This is a genomic window from Sphaerisporangium sp. NBC_01403 (genome assembly GCF_045040145.1).
GTDB classification, from domain to species: Bacteria; Actinomycetota; Actinomycetes; order Streptosporangiales; family Streptosporangiaceae; genus Sphaerisporangium; species Sphaerisporangium viridialbum.
The window spans coordinates 9,924,800-9,946,284 of the sequence record NZ_CP109534.1 but is presented as its reverse complement, the minus strand read 5'-3'; the positions used below and the strand labels follow the sequence as shown (position 1 = coordinate 9,946,284).

Sequence of the window (21,485 nt, the reverse complement as noted above, 5' to 3'; positions counted from 1 at the left end):
GTTCAGGGCCGCCCGAACCCCTTCTCGACGGCCAGGCAGGCCTCGTACCTGGGCAGCATGCCGCGCTCCGCGGCGCCGGACACCGTGGGGGCCAGCATGTCGCGCTCCGACAGGATCGGGTCCCGCCCGGACGGAAGGCGCAGCCCGATCTCCGCGTCGAAGACCGACACCGCCAGCTCGTTCTTCTTCCGGTACTCCCGCGAGAGCAGGTAGCACACCACCGTGTCGTCGTCGAGCGCGGCGAAGGCGTGCCCGACGCCCGGCGGGAGGTAGACCGAGCGGCAGGTGTCGCCGGCCAGCTCCACCTGGTCCCAGCGGCCGAAGGTCGGCGACCCCACCCTGAGGTCGACCACCATGTCCAGCGCCCTGCCCCTGGTGCAGTACACGTACTTCGCCGTCCCCGGCGGGGCGAGGGTGTAGTGGACGCCCCGGACCACTCCCCGCTTCGACGTGCTCTGGCTGGCCTGCGCGACCGGGAACAGCGGGTGCCCGACCGCCTCGGCGAAGGCCGCCTCCTGGAAGGTGGAGACGAAGGCGCCGCGGTCGTCGGGGAACGTCTCGGGGACGAACTCGAAGGCGCCGGTCACCGCCAGCTCGCGGTGTCTCATGCCCGCCCGCCCGCCACGGAGACGACCGTGCGGCGCAGCGCCTCCTGGAGCGGCACCCGCGCCGTCCAGCCGGTGCGCCGCCGGAAGGCGGCCGGATCGGCCACCACGCTCTTCAGGTCCATGAGAGTCGCCCCATCCGGCGGTGGTGTGGAGATGACGGGCACGGGAGGGGCTCCGGTGTACTCGGACACGGCCTCCGCGATGGCGGTGAAGAGGTCGCGGACGCTCGTGCCCCGGCCCGTGCCGAGCAGCCAGTGCCCGCCTGCGAGCGCGTCCGCGTGGTCGAGCGCCGCCAGGAAGGCCTCGGCGGTGTCGCCGACGTAGAGCAGGTCGCGCTCGACGCCGCCGTCGCCCCACATGGTGAGCGGCTCGCCGGCCAGGGCGCGGCGCGCCATCGCCGCGACCACGCCGCGGTCGGCGTCCGGCGTGACGCCGCCGCCGAACACCGTGGGCAGGCGCAGCGTGACGCCGCGCACCACCCCCTGCGCCGTGGCCGCCTTGAGCAGGCCCTCCGCGGCCGTCTTCTGCCGGTCGTAGGGGGTCTCGGGGTCGTCGGGCTCCGTCCCGTCGATGCGGGCCGGGACCCGCGAGCCGGCCTGCGACGTCGACCCGGGGAACAGGACGACCGGCGGCGGGCCCGGCCCGCGCTCGGCCCGGATCGTCTCGACGATGTCGCTCACCACACCGCGGTTCACCTGGTCCACCGCGTCCGTGGCCGTGCGCCAGTCGCCGTGCAGCAGCATGTTGACCACGACGTCGGCCCCCGCGACCGCCTCCGCGACCTGGCCGGGGACGGCGAGGTCGGCGCGGCGTACGTCGACCTCCGCCGGGCCGCCGCCGGGGACCGGCGAGAGCCGGCGCGCCACCAGGCGCAGCCGCACGCGACGGAGGACGAGCTTCTCGACCAGGGCGGAGCCCACGAAGCCCGAGGCGCCGAGGACCACGACGAGCGGCCCGCCCGGGTCAGACAAGGCGCACCTCCGGGACGTACAGGATCCACCTGCCGCCCGCCTCCCTGAACGCCCGTTCCTTGGCCATGATCTCTTCCGCGTGGTTCCAGGCGAACAGCACGGCGTACTCGGGGTAGGGGCCCGCGAACGCCTCGGGCCCCCTGACCGGGATGCCCGACCCGGGCGTGAGCCTGCCCTGCTTGGCGGGGGTGGTGTCGCAGATGAAGGGCACCAGCTCGGGCCCGATGCCGCAGTAGTTCAGCACGGTGGCGCTCTTGGCGGTCGCGCCGTACCCGGCCACCGTGGCCCCCTTGTCGCGCAGGCCGGTCAGCAGCTCCACGAGCTCGTCGCGCGTGCGCTCGACGCGGGCGGCGAACCCCCGGAGCGTAGCCAGGTCGGTGACCCCGGCCGAGGCCTCGGCGGCCAGCAGCTCGTCCACCGCCGGGCTCCGCCGCCTCGCGCCCGCGCGCGCGAGGGTGTAACGGACCTCGCCTCCATGCACGGGCAGCCGCTCGACGCCGACCAGCTCGAACCCCGACCGCCGCGCCATCTCCTGGACGGACCCGGCGGCGAAGAAGAAGAAGTGCTCGTCGTAGATCTGGTCGAAGGAGGCGCGCTCCAGGATGTCCGCGAGGTAGGGGTCCTCGAACACGAAGACGCCGTCCGGCCGCAGCAGCGCGTCGACCCCGCTCAGGATCGACTCCATGTACGGGATGTGGCACAGGGTGTTGGCGGCGTAGATGACGTCCGCCGGGCCGTCGGCGTCGCGGATCCGGCGCGCGGTGGCCTCCTCGAAGAAGTCCTTGACCACCCGCACCCCCTTGGAGGCGGCCAGGTCGGCCACCCCGCCGGACGGCTCGACGCCCAGGTGCCGCACGCCCGCCTCGGCGATGCTCCTGAGCATCGTGCCGTCGTTGCAGCCGAGCTCGACGACGAAGGGGTCGGGCCCCGACAGCTCCGTGGCCAGCAGGGACTTGGCCAGTGCCTGGAAGTGCTCGCGCATGACCGAGGAGCCGGAGGAGAGATAGGGGTAGGCCTCGTGGAACATGCGCTCCCGGGGGACCTCCTCAAGCAGCTGCACCATCGTGCAGGTCTCGCAGATCCCTACCGCGAGCCGGAAGGAGAACTCCTCCCTGGTGTCGCCGGGGGTGACGAACGCGTCGGAGACGGGCTGGCGCCCGAAGTCCGCGAACTCGGTGAGCCGACCCGAACAGACCCGGCATGACATGAATGACTCCTTCGGTAGTGTCGACGATCCCCGGCCGACCGGGACGGCCCGCGCACCACCGGCGGCACCCTGCCGGGCCACGCTCAGACACGAGGGCGGCGGTACCTCACCCAGACGTCGCCGATCCGCACGTGACCGAAGAGCCGCAGCGTGACCGCGTCCGGAGCCGGGGGATGGTGGGGCTTGTTGTGGACGCTGCCCATCGACCTGGTGATCACCTCGTCGGCGCGGACCCGCCAGCCGTGCGGAACCAGCAGCACGATGTCCCCGAGTCCGCACTCCACCTCGACGGAGACCTCACCGTGGTGGCAGATCGCCTGGGTGAAGTCGATCCTGACCTTGCCCCACGCGACCTTGGCGCTGATGTGCGGGGGGACGACCCAGTATCCGGTCTGCCTCAGGTTCCTTCTGCCGCGCGTGTGGAGCCGCAGTATGTCGGAGGTGTCCGCCAGTGGCGCGGGCAGATCGCCCGCCTGCGGCAGGTCGGCCACGATGACGTCCAGCTCTCCGCGGGTGCGCGCCGCGTACGTGCGGTCGAGCCGTTCGTGCAGCTCTTCGATGTCGATGCGGCCCTCGCTGAGGGCGACGCGCAGCGTCTCGGCCACGTTGTCCCGGTCACGGTCGCCTGCCCGGATCTCCGCGTGATCGGTCATGGCGCCCACTCTAATGATCAGATTTTCATGCTGCCAGCCCGCCCGACCCGCGGCTCCCATAGCGATGAACGCCCCGATCGCCTCGCAATGCCCTTACCTCCATCGGATCCCGAGGCTATTAGGGGGTCGACCCGGGGAGAACCCCTGTTTCCCCGCGCCGGGCGGAATAGGGGTTCCTGAAAGCGACAGGGGGGTTGAGCGGGCCTATACCGCCGTGGCATGTTCGCCGTTGAGCGTGGATGGCCGCCACGTGTGTGAGCCGCCCGTTAGGAGCCCACCATTCCCACACTCTCCGCCCAGCCGGCACAGGTGAGAATCGCCGAGTCCGCTCTTTCGGGAGGGGCTCATTTCAGGCACGTCACGGCCGTCCGCCATTGGCTCTCCAAATTATCGGCACACTCATATATGAATGTGGACCGGCTGGCGCTCGACGAGCTGGCCGGCTGGCGCCACGACGCGGTGACAGGGAACATCGTCCACCGGAGCGGCAGGTTCTTCACCATCGAGGGGCTGGACGTCCGGTTCCCCGGTAGTCCCGTGGCGGCGTGGACGCAGCCGATCATCAACCAGCCGGAGGTCGGCATCCTCGGCATCCTGGTCAAGGAGTTCGACGGCGTCCTGCACCTGCTCATGCAGGCCAAGAACGAGCCGGGCAACCACAACGGGCTCCAGCTGTCCCCCACGGTGCAGGCCACCCGCAGCAACTACACGCGGGTGCACCAGGGCAGGCCGGTGCCCTACCTCGACCACTTCCGCAACCCCTCTGGACGCGTGCTGGCCGACGTGCGGCAGTCGGAACAGGGGGCCTGGTTCTACCGCAAGCGCAACAGGAACATGGTCGTGGAGGTCACCGAGGACGTCGAACTCATCGACGGCTTCTGCTGGCTGACGCTGGGGCAGGTGCACGAGCTGCTGTCCGTGCCGGACCTGGTGAACATGGACGCCCGTACGGTGCTGGCCTGCCTGCCGTTCTCCGGCGAGGGGACGGCCGCGACGCTGGGCTCCGGCGACGACGGGTTCCGCGCCGCGCTCGTCCGGTCCTGCGATCCCGGCCAGGGCGGCCGGCACCGCATCGAGGAGATCCTTAGCTGGACCACCGGCATCCGTTCCACGGTGGAGATCAGGACCGAGCGGATCCCGCTCAACCGGCTGCGGCACTGGCGCCGGGCCGGCGGGAAGATCTCCCACGAGACCGGCAGGTTCTTCGACGTCATCGGCGTGAGCGTCGCCGCGAGCGGCCGCGAGGTCGGCCACTGGACCCAGCCGATGATCGAGCCCGTCGGCATGGGGGTCATCGCGTTCCTCGTCCGCGAGATCGACGGGGTGCTCCACGCCCTGGTGAACGCGCGGGTCGAGCCGGGCAACACCGACATCGTGGAGCTGGCGCCGACCGTGCAGTACACCCCGGGCAACTACGACCACCTGCCGCCCGAGGCCAGGCCGCTCTTCCTGGACGAGATCCTCGGGGCCCGGCGCGGCCGCGTCCGGTTCGACACCATCCTGTCGGAGGAGGGCGGGCGCTTCTACAGTGCCAGGAACCGCTACCTCATCGTCGAGACGGACCTGGACCCCACGCTCGGCCATCCGGACTTCCGGTGGCTCACCCTGCACCAGCTGGGAGAGCTCCTCCGGCACAGCTACTACGTGAACGTGCAGGCGCGCACGCTCAGCGCCTGCCTGTACAGCCTGACCTCCGCGAGCGGGGGCGATTCTCCGCGCGCTTAGGGCCGGGGGCCCGAAACGCGCCTCGCGCGGTTTCCCGGGTGCGCACGGGAGCCTTTCGATCACCTCCCGCGCGGCCTTTCCCGGGGTGATCAAAAAGGACCGTTCCCATGGATCATGAATATCGCCCGTGTTGTGGTGCCATTTAATACATATAAGCGACTTAAATTGATGCCCTGCTGTATGCTCTGGACCCTTCGAAGTAAGTGATATTTGTGTGTTTGACTGTACTTTGACCGAGCTTTGACTACACTTTGACCGACGCCAGATATCACTAGAAATGCACGAGTCTGGGATAGGCGGGCTAAGGGGTCCACTTGCGTTACACGAGGTTGGGACAGACAGGGCCGGTCATCTCGAATATCGGACTCGGCTCACTTGCCCTCACCGGCGCCTACGGCCACGTCGACAACGCCGAGGCGCTCAGCCTGATCCGCAAGGCGCTCGACGCGGGCGTGACCCTCATCGACACCGCCGGCTTCTACGCCGCGGGCCAGGTCGAACGCCTGGTGGGCCGGGCCGTAGCCGGCAGGGCCCACGAGGTCGTGGTCTGCACCCGCGGCGGCGTGCGCCGCGCGCGGCCGGGGCGGCCCACCAGGTTCGACGGGCGGCTCGACTACCTGGAGCGGTCCTGCGAGTCCTCCCTCGAACGCCTCGGCATCGACTCCCTCGGCCTCTACTACCTCCACTGCCAGGACGAGCGCGTGCCGGTGGAGGCGAGCATGGCCCGCCTGTCCAGGCTCGTGACGGCGGGGAAGATCCGGTACGTGGGCCTGTCGAACGGCACACCCCAGCAGCTACGGCGGGCGCACGCCGTGCACCCCGTCACCGCGGTCGCCGTCGAGTACTCGCTGTGGGGGCTGCGCGCCCAGCCCGCCCTTCTCGCCGCCGCCCGGCAGATGGGCATCACCGTGGTCGCCGCCCGCCCGCTCGGCCGGGGCTTCCTCACCAGCCGCATCCGCTCCCCCGTACAGCTGGGCCCGGGCGACTGGAGACATGAGGACCCCCGTTTCCAGCCGGAGAACCTGCGGCTGAGCGTGGGCCCCCTGCGGGAGGTCGAGGCGGCGGCGGCGCAGCTCGACGTCGGCGCCGGCCGACTCGCCCTGGGCTGGCTGCTCTCCCAGGGCGACCACATCGTCCCCGTCCCGAGCACCCGCGATCCTGTGCACCTGGAGATGAACCTCGCCGCGTCGGCCGTGGAGCTCGCGCCCGCGACGCGGGACAGGCTGGGAAGGATCTTCCCCGCCGCGAGGTTCGATCAGTCGCCGTCGCTCCTGCTCTGAGGGGAGATGAGCGACGCCGCGAGGGCCTTGTTGACCGCGTCGATCCGGGAGACCGCGTTGAGCTTGACGAAGATGTTCCGCATGTGCCGCTTCACGGTCGCCTCGGCGAGACCGAGGCACCGGGCGATCTGGCCGTTGCTGAGCGCCTGGGCGGCCAGCTGGAGCACCTCCTGCTCCTTGCTCGACAGGACGCCGGAAGGAGGCCCCTTCACCTGGGCGAGGCTGTGGCGCGAGACCGCGAGCACCACCCTCGCGGGATCCTCGTGGACGCTCCGCACCGCCGCGATCAGCTCGTGGCGGTGGACGCTCTTGAGCAGGTAGCCGCAGATGCCCGCCACGAGGAGCCGGGTGAGCAGCTGCGGCCCGTCGTACATGCTCAGGATGATGATCTGGGTCTCCGGCGAGATCTCCCTTATCCGCGTGACGGTCTCGGTGACCTCGTCGCCGGGGATCTCGACGTCCAGCAGGACCACGTCCGGCCGGGTCTCCTCGACGAGGGCCAGGGCGGAGGAGGAGTCCCCGGCCTCACCCACGATGCCCATGTCCTCGACGGCCTCAAGGATCTCGCGCAGCCCTTCCCGGAAAAGCGCATGGTCGTCCACGATGGCGACGGAGATTCCGCTATTACGATTCGTCCGATTCATGGGACTGTCTCTTTAGGGGGATGAAGAGCTCGACTAAGCAGCCGTTCCCTGGTTCGCTTGAGATGGTCACCCGGCCTCCGAGCAGCTCCGCGCGCTCGCGCATGGAAGCGAGACCCACGCCTCCGCGCACCCGGGCGAGCAGCGGATCGAAGCCCTGCCCATTGTCCTGTACGGACGCGAGCAGCTCGTGCGGAGCGATGTCCACCCGCATGAGGATCACCGAGGGACGTGCGTGGGTTATCGCGTTGCGGGCGGCTTCCCTGACGATGAGAAAGGCCTGGTCGAGCACTCTGGGCTCGGCCCACGACTCGTCACCGTTCACGTCGAGCCCGACGGAGACGTGGTCGTCCTCCACCGCTTCGAGGAAGCCGAGCAGCGCCTTCTCCAAACTCTTCACCGGCACCTGGGGATAGAGCTCGGACGTCATCTGCCGCAGGTTCTCCATGGTCTCCTGGATGGCCTGCTGCGCGACCGCGATCTTGGCAGACGCCCTGGCGGGGTCCGTGGCCCGGTGGACCTCCGACAGCGCCAGTTGCTGGTGCGCGACGCTGATCCCGTGGCCGACGCGGTCGTGGAGCTCTCGCGCTATGCGGCGGCGCTCCTCTCCCTGGGCCTCCTGCACCTGGTTGAGGAGAAAGCCGTGATAGCTCTCCGACGCCTCACGGATTCGCCGGGAGAGGCTCTCCTCCATTCCGGTCGCCACGAGCGTGAAAAGCTCCCCGGGCGCCTCGGTGTCCACCGCAATTCGCCGTGCGAGGTGGGCCAGAGCGGTCCTGAAGAAAAGTGAGCCGGCCTCAAGAGATGCCTTGGGGTGAACTCCGCTGGCGGCGCGAGTACTGCCGACTTCCCAGGAGTGGAATTTATAGAGCTCGTTGACCTGCACTTTTCCGGCGCGCAGCATGGCCGCCACATCGTCGAGGACGTAGTGGGCGGTCATAAGGGCCTGGCGGGTCGCCTGCGGGTCCGAGGAGAGAACGTTGCCACTGGCTTGCAGCTCAGCCTCGAATTCCGAAAGGATTTCTTTCCGGCACGCGTCGACGAATCTCGCTGGGTCGTTCCTGGCCCCGTGTGCCGCATCCAAGGAAGTCCCCTCCGCCATGGGACGCGCGTGCCCCCAACTATCTCGCAGCTACGTCTTTAAAGCAACATATAGGATGACATATTGCTGATCAACGCGGTAATGTGCACAAGGTGTTGCGTCGCCATGAACGCTCGGTAAGGCCGCCGTTGTTGACGGCGAGTTCCCTTGGAGGAGGCGGCGCGACCGCTCACGATGACCGCCGCGGCGCCCGCGCTCATGGCGACGAACGCGCCGATCAGCGGAATGCCGAGGATCAGGATGGTGGCGCCGAATGCGGCCGCCAGCACGGCCGCCGCGACGGACATCACATACCGTGACGTCCGCTCTCCCAGTGTGACGCCGATCGTCCGCCGGCCGGCAGCGGCATCTCCCTCGATATCGGACAAGTCCTTGGCCGGTACTCCGACAAGTGTCATCCAGTAAGTGGCGGCCACCGCGAACACGATGAGTTCGAGCGGCGTGGACACCCTTTCACCGCCCGTGGAAACGAAGAACCCGCACCAGTAGGAGAGCAGACCGGAGATGCACAACACGATGATTGTGGCTCCGGATCCGCTTTTCAGATGAAATGGCGGCCCGGAGTACAGGTATCCGAGAACCAGGTTGGCCCCTACCATCCACGTCACCTGGGCGGGCAGCCCCAGCGTGGCGGCGAGCGAGAGACCGGCCGCGACCAGGACGACGGTCATCGCGGCGCGCGGTTCGAGATCGCCTCGGGCGATCGGCCTGCGGGAGCCGTTGATCCGGTCCTCGGTGACGTCGGTCACCCCGTTGAAGAGATAGATGGCGAGGGTCGACAGGACCCAGGCCACCGCCCCCTGTGCCACCCTCGCCGGGTCGGGAACGGCCGCGACGGGTACGGCGAGCGCGGCTCCCGTCAGGAATCTGAGCATCGAAATCGCTAGGACGGCAGGCCGCGCTTCGACGACGCACAGCCCCAGCACGCGAATACCGGACCGCAGGGCGGAAGCGCCGTTGGCCTGCCTCGTTGCCCATATGCTCGTCATGCCCGGATTGTTACCCGAAGCCGGCGGCTCGTTAAGAGGATGATCCGAAGGTTGTAGCCGGCACTGATTCTTTGGATACCACCCGTACCACCATCGGATATCTGCGCCGATCTCCTCGGGCACCCGTATTGTCGGGCCGCGCCCACCCCTATAGCTTGAAGCCAGCGGAAAACGCCAGAAAGGCGGGCTCCCACCTCTGACGGAGGCTGGGCAATTTCACCTTAGGGAATCTGATGCCGGATTTCAAGCTACTCGGGCCGATAGAGGTGCTCGACGAGCGCGACCGCCCTTTCACCCCCAGCGGGCCAAAGGTCCGGCAGGTCCTCTCACTTCTGGCGCTCAACGCGGGGAAGATCGTCGATGTCAACCTCTTTGTAAATGAGCTGTGGGGGGAAGAGGCGCCGAAAGACCAGCTGAACACCCTGCAGACCCACATTTATCATCTCCGCCGGATTCTCGACCGCATCGGCCCTCCCGCGGGACGGCTGGTCGCCACCCGGGCCCCGGGATACCTGCTGTGCGTGGACCCGCAGCGCGTCGACGCTCTCGTGTTCCCCCGGCTCGTCGAGGAGGGCGCACGGCACTACCGCGCCGGCGACCACGCGACCGCCGAGCAGGTGCTGCGCAAGGCCCTGGACCTGTGGTCGGGCCCCGCGCTCGCGGACGTAAGACGGGGAGCCGTGCTCGGCCCGCACGCGACCGCCCTGGAGGAGCAGCCGAACTCTCCCGCCGTGAGTCATTCAGGAAAGGAAGTTTGACGATGAAAGGCGTCGAGCGCTACGCGGGTTTCACTCCCGTCGCCCTGACCGACCGCACCTGGCCGGGCAATCGCATCGTCTCCGCTCCGCGCTGGTTGTCCACGGACCTCAGGGACGGCAACCAGTCGCTCGCCAACCCGATGACACCCGAGCGCAAGCTCATGATGTTCGACCTCCTTGTCAACATGGGCTACAAAGAGATCGAGGTCGGTTTTCCGGTCGCCAGCCGGAATGACCACGACTTCGTGCGAATGCTCATCACGCGCGACCGAATTCCCGACGATGTGCGCATCTCGGTTCTCACCCAGGCCCGCGACGAACTGATCAGAGGCACCGTCGAGTGCCTCGCGGGCGCGCCCCGGGCGACGATCCACATCTACAACGCCACGTCCCCGCTGTTCCGGCGGATGGTCTTCGGGATGACCCGCGCGGAGTGCAAGGACCTCGCCGTGCAGGGCACCCGGCTGATGATGAAGTACGCCGAGCGGACCCTCCACGACTGCGACCTCGGGTACCAGTACTCCCCCGAGCTCTTCAACGAGACCGAGCCGGACTTCTCCCTGGAGGTCTGCGAGGCCGTCATGGACGTCTGGCAGCCCGGGCCCGACCGGGGGATCATCCTCAACTTCCCGACGACGGTGGAGCGGTCGCTGCCCAACGTCTTCGCCGACCAGATCGAGTGGCTCGGCCGCAACCTCTCCCGGCGGGAGCACGTGTGCCTGTCCGTCCACCCGCACAACGACCGGGGCACCGGGGTCGCGGCGGCGGAGCTGGCCATGCTCGCGGGCGCCGAGCGCGTCGAGGGCTGCCTGTTCGGCAACGGCGAGCGCGCCGGCAACGTCTGCCTGGTGACGCTCGGCATGAACCTCTACGCCCACGGGGTCGACCCGGGCGTCGACTTCTCCGACATCAACGAGGTGCGCCGCACCGTCGAGCTCTGCAACGAGCTGCCCGTGCACCCCCGGCACCCCTATGGCGGGGACCTCGTCTACAGCGCCTTCTCGGGGTCCCACCAGGATGCCATCAAGAAGGGGTTCGACGAGCTGGAGCAGCGGGCGGCCGAGGCCGGCGCCGACGCGGGCGACCTGCCCTGGCGCATGCCGTACCTGCCGGTCGACCCCAAGGACGTGGGCCGCACGTACGAGGCCGTCGTGCGGGTCAACAGCCAGTCGGGCAAGGGCGGCGTCGCGTACGTCATGAGCGCCTGGCATGGGCTCAACCTGCCGCGGGGGCTCCAGATCGAGCTGGCGGCCAAGGTGCAGGCACGGGTGGACGAGCTGGGCGGCGAGCTCTCGCCGAGCGGCATCGGAGCGCTGTTCATGGAGGAGTACCTCCTCCGCGTGGACCCGGCGGACCCGCTGCCGGGGTGGGAGCACGTGATCGCATCGCTGTACGTCGACGGGCGGTTCGACGTCAGCGGGCCCCAGGCGGACGCCTTCCGCACCCTCGGCTCGGTGCTCGGCCGCCACGGCGTCCAGGTGCGCGTCGTGCACCGCACCGGGCTCCCTCTCGACAACGACGACCTGACGCCGGAGCGCGCCGTGTTCGACGGCCGGTCGCGGGACGAGACCGTGATCTACGCCGAGTGCCGCGCCGACGGCGCCGTGGCCTGGGGCGCCGGCATCGACAGGGACGTCGCCACGGCGGCGCTGTCGGCCGTACGCGTGGCGGGCGCGCGGCTCTCACGCGAGGGAGACCTCGCGGCCGTCGAGGCGGACCGCGAGGTGAACGTACCCGAACAGCGCCGCCCCCTGGCGGCGGCCGGACTCCGAGCGGACGGTGGAGGCCGATCATGGCCGTAGACGACCAGCGGAAGGGCATGACCTCCCTTCGGGAGCTGCTGGCCGAGGTGGTGGCGGGCAAGGGCAGGATCGCGATGGTGACGGGGGCGATCGCGACCGGCAAGAGCGAGCTGCTGTACGCGTTCACCGAGCGGGCGTTCGACCACGGCGCGCTGCCCCTCACCGCGACGGGCTCGCGCGCCGAGAGCGGACTCCCGCTCGGCGTGCTGTCCCAGCTCGTCCACGGCGCGCCCCTGACCGAAGAGCAGCGGGCGGCGACGCTGGGCCTGCTGCACGAAGGCGCGCGCTCACAGATGTCGAACGACCCGCGTGCCGAGGCCATCGAGCACGTGGACGTGCAGATCGTCGACGCGCTGTGCACGGTGCTGCTGGAGCTGTCCGAGCGGTGCCCGCTGGTGATCGCCGTGGACGACGTCCACTACGCCGACCGCGCGTCGCAGCTGTGCCTCGCCTACCTCGCGCGGCGGGTGAAGTTCGCGGACGTCATGCTGGTGTTCAGCGCGCCCGACCCGAGCGCGCACCTCCAGTCCCTCTTCCACACAGAGGTGCTGCGGCAGCCGCACTGCCGTCCGATCCGGCTCGCCCACCTGAACCTCGCGGGCGTGGAGGAGAGGGTGACCGACAGGGCGGGCGCCGAGGCCGCCAGGCGGTTCGCGGCCGAGTGCCACGCGCTGAGCGGCGGCAACCGGCTGCTGGTCGACGCGCTCCTGGAGGATCACCAGGCCACCGGCTCCCCCGGCCAGAGGTACGGCGAGGCCATCGTGGCCTACCTGCGCCGCGCGGACCGCCGCATGTCGCTCGTCGCCAGAGGGCTCGCGGTCCTCGGCGACGCCTCCTCGGTCGGCCCGCTGCTCGGCGAGAGCAAGGTGGCGGTGTCCACCTCGATCCAGGCGCTGGGCGACGCCGGCGTGCTGCGGGAAGGCCGCTTCCGTCACGAGATCGCCAGGTCCGCCGTGCTCGCCGAGCTGGACGCCTCCGAGCGCATAGCCCTGCACCGCCGGGCCGCGGAGCTGACGTACGAGGAGGGGTGCCCCCCGGTCGTGGTGGCCGAGCACCTGCTCCACGCGAGCCACGCGGGGGACCCCTGGGCCCTGTCGGTCCTGGAGGAGGCGGCACGGCAGGCGCTGCGCGACGACGGCGTCGAGTCTGCCATCGAGTACCTCAAGCTCGCCTGGCGCGCCTGCGGAGACGAGCGGCGGCGCGCGAGGATCGCCACCGCGCTCATGCGGGCGGAGTGGCGGATCAACCCCAGCACTCCCGCGGGCCACCTCGCGGAGCTGACCGACGCCCTGCACAAGGGCTACCTCGGCGGCGGCGACGCGGTGGTGCTCGCGAAGGCCCTGCTGTGGCACGGCCACGTCGACGACGCCAGGGAGGTGCTCGCCCACCTGAAGGAGCGCGAGAAGCTCGACCAGGAGAGCGCGGCGGAGCTCGCCGCGGCGCGTCCCTGGTTCAGGACCCTGTACCCCTCGTTCCTCACGCATCTGCCGGAGGTCGGCCGGGAGCGGACGGTCGCCGCCGCCTCGTCCCTGCGGGTCGGCCGCCGCATGGAGGCCGCGGACGCGCTGGCGAGCGTGATGACCGAGGGTCCGCGCGAGGACACCGTGGCGACGGCCGAGCTCATCCTGCGCGGCTCGCGCCTGGACGAGATGACCCTGGACACGGTGGAGACCGCGCTCCTGGCGCTGACCTACGCCGATCTGCCCGGCAAGGCGGCCCCGTGGTGCGACGCCTTCATCGACGAGGCGGAGTCACGACGCGCGCCGAGCCGCCAGGCCCGGCTGTCCGCCATCCGGGCGGAGATCGGCCTCCGCAGGGGCGACCTGGCGGGGGCGGCGCAGGACGCCCAGAGGGCTCTGGAGCTCATCCCGGCCGGCAGCTGGGGGGTGACCGTCGGCGGGCCGCTGGGCAGCCTCCTGCTCGCCGGGGCCGCCATGGGCAAGCTGGACGAGTACCTCCAGCATTTCAACCAGCCGGTGCCCGAGGCGATGCTGGAGACCAGGTACGGCCTGCAGTACCTGCACGCGAAGGGCCGCTTCAACCTCATGGCGGACCAGCCCCAGCAGGCGCTGCGGGACTTCCGGCTCTGCGGCGAGCTCATGAGCAGGTGGAAGCTGGACGTCCCGGGGTTCATCGCGTGGCGCACGGACGCGGCCGAGGCGCTGATCCGCCTCGGTGAGCCGGACGAGGCCATGCGCCTGATCAACGACCAGCTCTCGCGGTGCGACTCCCGCTCCAAGCGGGCACAGGGCATCGCGACGCGCCTGCTGGCCTCGGTGAGCGAGCTGCGCCACCGGGCCACGCTGCTCCGCAGGTCGGCCGACCTCCTGCAGTCCGGCGGCGACCGGTACCAGCTCGCCCGTACGCTCTTCGACCTCACCGAGGCCTACCAGGCGAGCGGGGAGTACCGGCAGGCGGAGATCTTCGGGCGGCGTACCCGGGTGCTCGCGCAGGAGTGTCACGCCGAGCCCCTCATCCGGGCCCTGTCTCGCGGTGCCGAGGACGACGAGCCCGACCCCGGCTCGTCCTCCGGCGTGACCGCGATCATGAGCGACGCCGAGCGGCGCGTGGCGGCGCTGGCGGCGGAGGGGTACACCAACCGCGAGATATCGAGGAAGCTCTTCATCACGATGAGCACGGTCGAACAGCACCTCACGCGCATCTATCGCAAGCTCAACGTCACCCGCCGCACCGAGCTGCCGGCCAGGCTCGCGGACGGCCTCTCGGCCCCGGCACCCGAATCCACGAACCACGCATTCAACTGATTTTTCGCGTATTCGGAGGAAAAGGGCGGTCTGGCGATTTTTATGTGGTTTGTTCAAATTGGCGGTGGATTGTAGATGAACGGAGGCCGGGCGTGCGGTGGCAGCCAATCCCCGTAACTTGTTGCCATCGGGGTGGCGGTCAGATACCTGGTATTACCTACCTTTACCTCCTAATCTGACGATATGCAGGTGGGATCGCTCATCGCGTCCGGACGTGACTGTCACATCTTCGAGGCCGGAACCGGCAAGGTGGTCCGGCGGGCCCGCGACGGTCGCAACCTGGAGCGGGAGGCTTCGGTCATGCGCCACGCGCGCAGGCACGGCTTCCCCGCGCCCGAGGTCTTCGACGCCGAAGGACCCGACATCCTCATGGAGCGCGTCGAGGGGGCCAACCTGATGGAGCACGGCCTACGGGAGCCGTCGCGCATGCGGGCCCACGGCCGTCTTCTCGCCGACCTCCTTCGCCGGCTGGCGGCCGTACGGGCACCGGGCTGGCTGCCCGCGGCCGAGGGATGCCCGGGGAACAGCCTGCTCCACCTGGACCTCCACCCGCTCAACGTGCTCGTCACCGGCGACGGCCCGAAGGTCATCGACTGGGCGAACGCCGGCAGGGGCGCGGCGGGGGCCGACGTGGCGTGCACGTGGCTCGCCATGGCGACCGCGCCGGTCTCCGGACCGGACGAGGAGGCGGGGCGCGACGTGGTGCTCGCCGCGTTCCTCGAAAGCATCGACCGCGAGGCCGCCCGGCCGTACCTGAGCGCCCTGGCCGGACGCCGGCTCGCCGACCGCAACACCCGGCCCGGCGAGCGGGCCGACATCGACCGCCTCGTCGCGCGAGAGACCACGGAACGGCGCGAGCCGGTGTCGTGAACCGAGTACTTCGACGCGGGCCCGCCTCGGCGCGGCCCGGGTCGTGACCCCTGGAACCGGGAGAAGGCAGAGGATGGACGAGCGGCGCGACGTGCGGGTTTCGGACAGTGATCGCGAGGCCGCCGCCGAGCGGCTCGGCTCGGCGGTGACCGAGGGCCGCCTCAACCTGCAGGAATACGACGATCGACTGGGCCGTGCCTACCAGTCGGTGACCTACGGCGACCTCGCCGACCTGTTCGTCGACCTGCCGGCCTCGGCGCCCGGCCCGGTGGCGGCGGCTCCGGCGGCTCCCCAGGCCGTGCCCGCCTCCTCCGAGGCGGAGGCCACCCTGCCGAGGTGGCTCAGGGTGGTCTGGACGATCTGGGCCGTCAAGGTCATGATCAACCTGACCGTCTGGGTCCTGGTCAGCCTGTCCGACGGCTCCCTGGTGTACTTCTGGCCCATGTGGGTCATCGGCCCTCCGGCCGCCGCCCTGCTCGTCCTGACGACGATCGTCACGCACAGCCGTCGCGACCGCTGAAAAAAATTCTCCCGGCCTGTCGATCCGGCCCTCCCTCGGTCGACGCACAGGTAGAACCAGTTGAGCGGGTCCGAAGGCACCGCGCCGGACCCGGACCAAGAGGGAGAACGACGATGCGATACCTGCTGCTCCTCAGGACCGAAGAGAACTCCACGCTGGGCGCGCCGCCCAAGGAGCTCATGGACGCCATAGCCGCGTACGGCGAGGAGTCGGCCAAGGCGGGGGTGCTGCTCGACACCGCGGGCCTCGCGCCGAGTGCCACCGGCGCCCGTGTCCGGCTGGCCGGAGGGAAGCTGACCGTGACCGACGGTCCCTTCACCGAGTCCAAGGAGCTGATCGCCAGCTACGCGATGATGGAGGTGGACTCCAAGGAAGAGGCCGTCGAGGCGGCGAGGCGCTTCATGGAGATCCACCGGGACAACTGGCCGGGCTGGGAGGGCGAGTCCGAGATCCGCCGGGTCTTCGGCCCCGCCGACTTCGACCCCACCTCCTTCCCCCAGCCCTGACCCACGCCACACCCCGCCACCGGCCAGGGCATCAGGGGTGGTTCGGAGGCATGAACATAGGCTAGCCTTACCTAAGTTCATGGCCGGGGTTCCGAAGGAGTGCGGATGGGTGCGTCGGGGCGGCATGTTCTGCGACGCGCCATCCGAGGGCAACGGCGGGATGTCACACTCGGCTCGGTGCTCGGAGCCGCGCACCAGGCCGGGGAGGCACTGGTCCCGGTCCTGATCGGCATCGTGATCGACCAGGCCGTGGCCGAGGGCGACGCGGGCGCGCTGCTGCGCTGGCTCGCGGTACTCGCCATCGTCTACGTGGGACTGTCGTTCAGCTTCCGTTTCGGCGCCCGGGCCGGGGAACGAGCCGCCGAGCAGGCCGCTCACGTGCTGCGCGTCCAGCTCGTACGGCGCGTGCTCGACCCGGGCGGCGGGGCGGAGAACGGCAGGCTGCCTGGCACGCTGGCCACCATCGCCACCGAGGACGCCAAGCGCGTCGGCGCCGTGAACATGGCGTTGATGTTCGGGATATCGGCGCTGGCGGGACTGCTCGTCGGCGCTGTCGTGCTGCTGCGGACCTCGGTGCCGCTCGGCCTGACGGTCCTGCTCGGCACCCCGGTGCTGCTCTGGCTCGGGCACCTGCTCAGCAAGCCGCTGGAGCGCCGCAGCGAGGCCGAGCAGGAGCGTGCCGCGCACGCGTCCGGCATCGCCACCGACCTGGTGGCCGGCCTTCGCGTGCTCAAGGGCATCGGGGCGGAGTCCGCGGCCGTCGCCCGCTACCGGCGCACCAGCCGTGACTCGCTGGTCGCCACGCTGCGGGCGGCTCGGGCCGAGGCGCTGCAGAGCGGCATGGTGCTCGCCCTGACCGGAGGCTTCATCGCCGTCGTCGCGCTCGTGGGCGGTCGGCTGGCCGCCCAGGGCGACATCAGCCTGGGCCAGCTCGTCTCCGCGGTCGGCCTCGCGCTGTTCCTGCTGGGGCCGCTGGAGGTGTTCTCCTGGGTCAACGCCGACTTCGCCCAGGGCCGGGCGTCCGCGGGACGTATCGCCGAGGTCCTCGCCGCGCCGCCGGCCGTGCCGTCCGGTGGCGCGCGCCTGCCGCGGCCCGTACGAGGTGCGGTACGGCTGCGCGGGGTCAGCCACGGGGGGCTGCGCGAGCTGGAGCTGGACGTGGCACCCGGCGAGGTGCTCGGTGTGGCCGCGACCGATCCGGCGGACGCGACGGCACTGCTGCGCTGCCTCAGCCGCCAGGCGGACCCCGACACCGGAGTGGTCGAGCTGGACGGCATACCGCTGCGCGACCTGGACCCGGCCGACATCCGCACGGCGATACTGGTCGCCGAGCACGACGCCGCGCTGTTCGAGGGCACCCTTCACGACAACATCACCCCCCCGAAGCCAGACCCTCCCGGCACCGACGACCCCGCCCACCCACTGGCAGCGACCGACGACCTCACTCGCGCGATGGCGGCGGCCGGGGCCGACGAGATCGTCCGGGCGTTGCGGCATGGTGGTGACACGGCGGTCAGTGAGCGGGGCCGCTCGCTGTCCGGCGGGCAGCGCCAGCGTGTGGCCCTCGCCCGGGCCCTGGCCGCCGAGCGACCCGTGCTGGTGGTCCATGACCCGACCACCGCGGTCGACGCGGTCACCGAGGCGCGCATCGCCACGGGTATCCGCGAGTTCCGCCGGGGCCGCACGACGATCCTCGTCACCACGAGTCCCGCGCTGCTGGCGGTGACCGATCGCGTGGCCCTGCTCCACGACGGCCGGGTCACCGACACGGCCCCGCACGCCGACCTGGTACGACGCCACGCCGCCTACCGCACGGCGGTGCTCGCATGACGACCACGACCGCGACCCCCGCCGGCACCGAGCGGGAGGGGGGACGGGTGTTGCTGCCCACGGCCGGTTCGGCGCGGACCTGGGCGGCCGTAAGGGAACTGCTCCGGCCGCACCGGGGGCTGGCCACCTGCGGGTTCGCGGTGATGGTCGCCGCCACCGCGGTCGGCCTGCTGACGCAGCCGCTGCTCGGCCGCATCGTCGACCTCGTCGCCGGCCGGAGCCCGGCCGACGCCCTCACCCTGCCCGCGACGCTGCTGGTGCTCGTCGCGGTGACGCAGGGGGCCGGCACCACGCTCGGGCTGTCGCTGATATCCCGGCTCGGGGAGACCGTGCTGGCCCGGCTGCGCGAGCGGTTCGTCGAACGCGCCCTGCTGCTGCCGCTGGAACAGGTGGAGAAGGCCGGTTCCGGCGACCTCACCTCCCGGGTGACCGGTGACGTCTCGCAGGTGGCCGAGGCGGTGCGGACCGCCCTTCCCGAACTGGCCCGCTCGCTGCTGGCCATCGTGCTCACCCTCGGGGCGCTCGCCGTGCTCGACTGGCGGTTCCTGCTCGCGGCGCTGCTGGCGGTGCCGATCCAGGCGCACACCGCGCGCTGGTACGTGCGCAACGCCGTGCCGCTGTACGCCGAGCAGCGCATCGCGAGCGGAGCCCAGCAGCAGCAACTCCTGGACAGCATCGGCGGCGCTACCACCGTCCGCGCGTTCCGCCTGGAAGCCGAGCACACCGAGCGGGTGACCCGGCGCTCCTGGTCGGCGGTCGAGCTGACGATGCGCGGGGTACGGCTGGTGCTGCGGTTCTACAGCCGCCTGCACCTCGCCGAGTACACCGGCCTGGCGGCGGTGCTGGTGGTCGGATTCCTCCTGGTTCGAAGCGGGTCCACGTCCATCGGCACGGCGACCGCCGCGGCGCTGTACTTCCACAGCCTGTTCGCCCCGGTCAACTCCGCCCTCGTCCTGGTGGACGACGCCCAGTCGGCCGCCGCGAGCCTCGCCCGCCTGGTCGGCGTCGCGGACGAACCGTCACATCAGCAGCCGGAGCACCCGGTGGAGCCCGCAGATCGGCAGGGTCCGGTGGTGATGGTGAAGGGAGTAGGGCACGCGTATGAGGCGGGGCGGCCTGTGCTGCATGACGTGGACCTCGTGCTGCGTCCCGGCGAGCGGGTAGCGCTGGTCGGCGCCAGCGGCGCGGGCAAGACCACGCTCGCCAAGCTCATCGCCGGCATCCACCGGCCGACCACCGGTTCCGTACGGCTGGCGGTCCCCGGGCGGGACACGACCGGCCCCACGGTCGCGCTGGTCACCCAGGAGGTGCACGTCTTCTCCGGACCGCTGGCCGACGACCTGCGGCTGGCCCGGCCCGACGCCGACGACGCCGACCTGCGCGAGGCCCTCGCCGGCGTAGACGCCCTGACCTGGGCGGAAGCGTTGCCGGACGGCCTGCGGACGGTCGTCGGCGAGGGCGGCCACCGCCTCACCGCCACCCAGACGCAGCAGCTCGCCCTCGCCCGGCTGATCCTCGCCGACCCGCCGATAGCCGTGCTGGACGAGGCCACCGCCGAGGCGGGCAGCACCGGGGCCCGCACCCTGGAGAACGCCACCCTGCGGGCGATCGAGGGCCGTACCGCCCTGGTCGTGGCCCACCGCCTCACCCAGGCCGCGACCGCCGACCGCGTCGTCGTCATGGACGGCGGCCGGGTCGTGGAGAGCGGCGGCCACGACGAGCTCCGCGCCGCGGGCGGAACCTATGCCGCCCTATGGGAGGCCTGGTCGGACACCCGATCCAGCGCTCCCCCACAACCCCCCACGCACGACGCACCGACCATCTGACGAGAAGACGAAGGACCCCCTGATGCCCCGCACGATGAGAGGCACCCGGCTCGCCGCGGTACTCACCTCCGTACTGCTGCTCTGCGGCGCCATCGCCGCCTGCGGTTCCGGCTCCGGCTCCGGCTCCGATTCCGCCACCGGCACCGCCGATCCCGGTGCCACCGCGTCAGACGGCGGCGCCTTCCCTGTGACCATCGAGCACAAGTACGGCAGCGTCACCATCCCGTCCGCGCCCAAGCGGATCGTCACGGTCGGCCTGACCGACCAGGACTCCGTGCTGGCCCTCAGCGAGGTGCCGGTCGGCACGACCGAGTGGCTGGGCGGGTACGGGGGTGCCATCGGCCCCTGGGCCACCGGCAAGCTGGGCGGCGGCGCCCTTCCGGCCGTACTGAAGGACACCGGCACGGGACCACAGGTGGAGAAGATCGCCTCGCTCGCCCCCGACCTGATCCTCTCCCTGTACTCGGGGCTGACGAAGGACCAGTACGAGACCCTGTCGAAGATCGCCCCGGTGGTGGCCCAGCCCAAGGAGTACGCGGACTACGGCGTCCCGTGGCAGCGGCAGACCGAGATCATCGGCAAGTCGCTCGGCAAGGAGGCCGAGGCCAAGAAGCTGGTCGAGGACGTCGAGGCCAGGTTCACGGCGGCGAAGGCCGAGCACCCGGAGTTCGCGGGCGCCACCGCCGTGATGGCCACCCCGTACGAGGGCATCTTCGTGTACGGGCCTCAGGACAACCGCTCGCGCATCCTGAGCTCGCTGGGCTTCACGCTGCCGTCCGGCCTGGACAAGGCCATCGGCGACGAGTTCGGCGCCAACATCAGCAAGGAGCGCACCGACCTGCTGGACACCGACGCGATCGTGTGGATCGTCGCCGACCCGGCGACGGACGCGGCCAAGCTGCACGGCGACAAGCTGTACGGCGACCTGGACGTGGTCAAGCAGGGCCGTGAGGTGTTCGTCAAGGAGAACGGGGACTACGGCAACGCCATCTCGTTCGTCTCGGTGCTGAGCCTGCCGTACACGCTCGACCGGCTGGCACCGCAGCTCGCGGCGGCCGTCGACGGCTCGCCCTCCACCGAGGTCACGCAACCGTCCTCCTGACGGCCGGCCCTCGGAGAGGGCCGGCCCGCTTCGTACACACCTGGAAAGGGCTGGGCCGCGAATCGTCTCGCGGCCCAGCCCTTCTTCGCGCCCCCCGGCGGTCAGCCGTCCTGTTCCGCGAGGGTCTTCGGGCGCATGTCGGTCCAGTTGGCCTCGATGTGGTCCAGGCACTCCTGGCGGGTGGCGGGTCCGTGGGCGACGGTCCACCCGGCCGGGACCTCCGCGAAGTCAGGCCACAGGCTGTGCTGGCCTTCGGCGTTGACCAGTACCGAGTAGACGCCTTCGGGGTTCTCGAACGGGTTGCTCATGTCGGGTTCTCTCCTCTTCGGG

The 21,485-nt window shown here is 70.6% G+C and carries 19 protein-coding genes; 11 read left to right on the top strand and 8 right to left on the bottom strand.

Translation table 11 applies throughout. The features are described 5' to 3' along the window. Positions 1 to 2 precede the first annotated feature (2 nt). The 4 genes from OG589_RS44785 to OG589_RS44770 all read right to left on the bottom strand — a co-directional run bounded on the left by OG589_RS44785 (position 3) and on the right by OG589_RS44770 (position 3,439). Positions 3 to 608, bottom strand: coding sequence for a dTDP-4-dehydrorhamnose 3,5-epimerase family protein (locus OG589_RS44785; RefSeq protein ID WP_405145029.1), 606 nt, complete (start codon positions 606 to 608; stop codon positions 3 to 5). After that, positions 605 to 1,579, bottom strand: a complete 975-nt coding sequence (locus tag OG589_RS44780; RefSeq protein WP_405145028.1) for an NAD-dependent epimerase/dehydratase family protein — start codon at positions 1,577 to 1,579, stop codon at positions 605 to 607. The genes OG589_RS44785 and OG589_RS44780 overlap by 4 nt, the downstream gene beginning before the upstream one ends. After that, positions 1,572 to 2,786 (bottom strand): methyltransferase domain-containing protein, encoded by a 1,215-nt coding sequence (locus tag OG589_RS44775; protein WP_405145027.1) that lies wholly within the window; start codon positions 2,784 to 2,786, stop codon positions 1,572 to 1,574. The genes OG589_RS44780 and OG589_RS44775 overlap by 8 nt, the downstream gene beginning before the upstream one ends. Positions 2,787 to 2,869: 83 nt before the next feature. Continuing rightward, positions 2,870 to 3,439, bottom strand: a complete 570-nt coding sequence (locus OG589_RS44770) for a DUF1707 domain-containing protein (RefSeq protein WP_405145026.1) — start codon at positions 3,437 to 3,439, stop codon at positions 2,870 to 2,872. Between the two features lie 309 nt (positions 3,440 to 3,748). Between OG589_RS44770 and OG589_RS44765 the strand changes: the two genes are divergently transcribed. Together OG589_RS44765 and OG589_RS44760 are read left to right on the top strand one after the other, a co-directional pair. Beyond that, on the top strand, positions 3,749 to 5,164 hold the full coding sequence (locus OG589_RS44765; protein ID WP_405145025.1) for an NDP-hexose 2,3-dehydratase family protein: 1,416 nt from the start codon (positions 3,749 to 3,751) through the stop codon (positions 5,162 to 5,164). Positions 5,165 to 5,478: 314 nt separating this feature from the next. After that, a complete protein-coding gene (locus tag OG589_RS44760; protein WP_405145024.1) occupies positions 5,479 to 6,444 on the top strand; it encodes an aldo/keto reductase in 966 nt (321 codons plus the stop codon). On the opposite strand, the gene OG589_RS44755 is transcribed toward OG589_RS44760, so the two are convergent. The 3 genes from OG589_RS44755 to OG589_RS44745 are packed head-to-tail and all read right to left on the bottom strand — an operon-like array spanning position 6,420 to position 9,176. Beyond that, on the bottom strand, positions 6,420 to 7,046 hold the full coding sequence (locus OG589_RS44755) for a response regulator (protein ID WP_405145023.1): 627 nt from the start codon (positions 7,044 to 7,046) through the stop codon (positions 6,420 to 6,422). The two genes, OG589_RS44760 and OG589_RS44755, sit on opposite strands and share 25 nt — an antisense overlap. Positions 7,047 to 7,068: 22 nt before the next feature. After that, on the bottom strand, positions 7,069 to 8,169 hold the full coding sequence (locus OG589_RS44750) for a sensor histidine kinase (RefSeq protein WP_405145022.1): 1,101 nt from the start codon (positions 8,167 to 8,169) through the stop codon (positions 7,069 to 7,071). Positions 8,170 to 8,225: 56 nt separating this feature from the next. Beyond that, on the bottom strand, positions 8,226 to 9,176 hold the full coding sequence (locus tag OG589_RS44745; RefSeq protein WP_405145021.1) for a UbiA family prenyltransferase: 951 nt from the start codon (positions 9,174 to 9,176) through the stop codon (positions 8,226 to 8,228). A gap of 233 nt (positions 9,177 to 9,409) precedes the next feature. Between OG589_RS44745 and OG589_RS44740 the strand changes: the two genes are divergently transcribed. The 9 genes from OG589_RS44740 (at position 9,410) to OG589_RS44700 (ending at position 21,155) form a co-directional block, all read left to right on the top strand. Further along, on the top strand, positions 9,410 to 9,934 hold the full coding sequence (locus tag OG589_RS44740) for a BTAD domain-containing putative transcriptional regulator (protein ID WP_405145020.1): 525 nt from the start codon (positions 9,410 to 9,412) through the stop codon (positions 9,932 to 9,934). A gap of 2 nt (positions 9,935 to 9,936) precedes the next feature. Beyond that, a complete protein-coding gene (locus tag OG589_RS44735; protein ID WP_405145019.1) occupies positions 9,937 to 11,736 on the top strand; it encodes a 2-isopropylmalate synthase in 1,800 nt (599 codons plus the stop codon). Further along, a complete protein-coding gene (locus tag OG589_RS44730; RefSeq protein ID WP_405145018.1) occupies positions 11,727 to 14,501 on the top strand; it encodes a LuxR C-terminal-related transcriptional regulator in 2,775 nt (924 codons plus the stop codon). The genes OG589_RS44735 and OG589_RS44730 overlap by 10 nt, the downstream gene beginning before the upstream one ends. A gap of 183 nt (positions 14,502 to 14,684) precedes the next feature. Further along, positions 14,685 to 15,371, top strand: a complete 687-nt coding sequence (locus tag OG589_RS44725; protein WP_405145017.1) for a phosphotransferase — start codon at positions 14,685 to 14,687, stop codon at positions 15,369 to 15,371. A 73-nt stretch (positions 15,372 to 15,444) separates the two neighbouring features. Continuing rightward, positions 15,445 to 15,891: a DUF1707 domain-containing protein gene (locus OG589_RS44720; protein WP_405145016.1), complete on the top strand. Its 447-nt coding sequence runs from the start codon at positions 15,445 to 15,447 to the stop codon at positions 15,889 to 15,891. Between the two features lie 113 nt (positions 15,892 to 16,004). Beyond that, complete coding sequence (locus OG589_RS44715; RefSeq protein WP_405145015.1) at positions 16,005 to 16,397, top strand: YciI family protein; 393 nt, start codon at positions 16,005 to 16,007, stop codon at positions 16,395 to 16,397. A 177-nt stretch (positions 16,398 to 16,574) separates the two neighbouring features. After that, entirely contained in the window at positions 16,575 to 18,227 is a 1,653-nt protein-coding gene (locus OG589_RS44710; protein WP_405145014.1) for an ABC transporter ATP-binding protein, read from the top strand. After that, positions 18,224 to 20,053, top strand: coding sequence for an ABC transporter ATP-binding protein (locus tag OG589_RS44705; RefSeq protein WP_405145013.1), 1,830 nt, complete (start codon positions 18,224 to 18,226; stop codon positions 20,051 to 20,053). Before OG589_RS44710 ends, OG589_RS44705 begins: the two co-directional genes overlap by 4 nt. 22 nt (positions 20,054 to 20,075) lie before the next feature. Continuing rightward, positions 20,076 to 21,155, top strand: coding sequence for an iron-siderophore ABC transporter substrate-binding protein (locus OG589_RS44700; RefSeq protein WP_405145012.1), 1,080 nt, complete (start codon positions 20,076 to 20,078; stop codon positions 21,153 to 21,155). A gap of 101 nt (positions 21,156 to 21,256) precedes the next feature. On the opposite strand, the gene OG589_RS44695 is transcribed toward OG589_RS44700, so the two are convergent. Next, positions 21,257 to 21,463: an MbtH family protein gene (locus tag OG589_RS44695; protein ID WP_405145011.1), complete on the bottom strand. Its 207-nt coding sequence runs from the start codon at positions 21,461 to 21,463 to the stop codon at positions 21,257 to 21,259. Positions 21,464 to 21,485 lie beyond the last annotated feature (22 nt).

What these genes read in the sequence shown, in the direction of transcription:
- OG589_RS44785 (WP_405145029.1), bottom strand. Translation starts at nt 608, where the DNA reads ATGAGACACCGCGAGCTGGCGGTGACCGGCGCCTTCGAGTTCGTCCCC.
- OG589_RS44775 (WP_405145027.1), bottom strand. Translation starts at nt 2,786, where the DNA reads ATGTCATGCCGGGTCTGTTCGGGTCGGCTCACCGAGTTCGCGGACTTC.
- OG589_RS44770 (WP_405145026.1), bottom strand. Translation starts at nt 3,439, where the DNA reads ATGACCGATCACGCGGAGATCCGGGCAGGCGACCGTGACCGGGACAAC.
- OG589_RS44745 (WP_405145021.1), bottom strand. Translation starts at nt 9,176, where the DNA reads ATGACGAGCATATGGGCAACGAGGCAGGCCAACGGCGCTTCCGCCCTG.
- OG589_RS44740 (WP_405145020.1), top strand. Translation starts at nt 9,410, where the DNA reads ATGCCGGATTTCAAGCTACTCGGGCCGATAGAGGTGCTCGACGAGCGC.
- OG589_RS44735 (WP_405145019.1), top strand. Translation starts at nt 9,937, where the DNA reads ATGAAAGGCGTCGAGCGCTACGCGGGTTTCACTCCCGTCGCCCTGACC.
- OG589_RS44730 (WP_405145018.1), top strand. Translation starts at nt 11,727, where the DNA reads ATGGCCGTAGACGACCAGCGGAAGGGCATGACCTCCCTTCGGGAGCTG.
- OG589_RS44725 (WP_405145017.1), top strand. Translation starts at nt 14,685, where the DNA reads ATGCAGGTGGGATCGCTCATCGCGTCCGGACGTGACTGTCACATCTTC.
- OG589_RS44720 (WP_405145016.1), top strand. Translation starts at nt 15,445, where the DNA reads ATGGACGAGCGGCGCGACGTGCGGGTTTCGGACAGTGATCGCGAGGCC.
- OG589_RS44715 (WP_405145015.1), top strand. Translation starts at nt 16,005, where the DNA reads ATGCGATACCTGCTGCTCCTCAGGACCGAAGAGAACTCCACGCTGGGC.
- OG589_RS44705 (WP_405145013.1), top strand. Translation starts at nt 18,224, where the DNA reads ATGACGACCACGACCGCGACCCCCGCCGGCACCGAGCGGGAGGGGGGA.
- OG589_RS44700 (WP_405145012.1), top strand. Translation starts at nt 20,076, where the DNA reads ATGCCCCGCACGATGAGAGGCACCCGGCTCGCCGCGGTACTCACCTCC.
- OG589_RS44695 (WP_405145011.1), bottom strand. Translation starts at nt 21,463, where the DNA reads ATGAGCAACCCGTTCGAGAACCCCGAAGGCGTCTACTCGGTACTGGTC.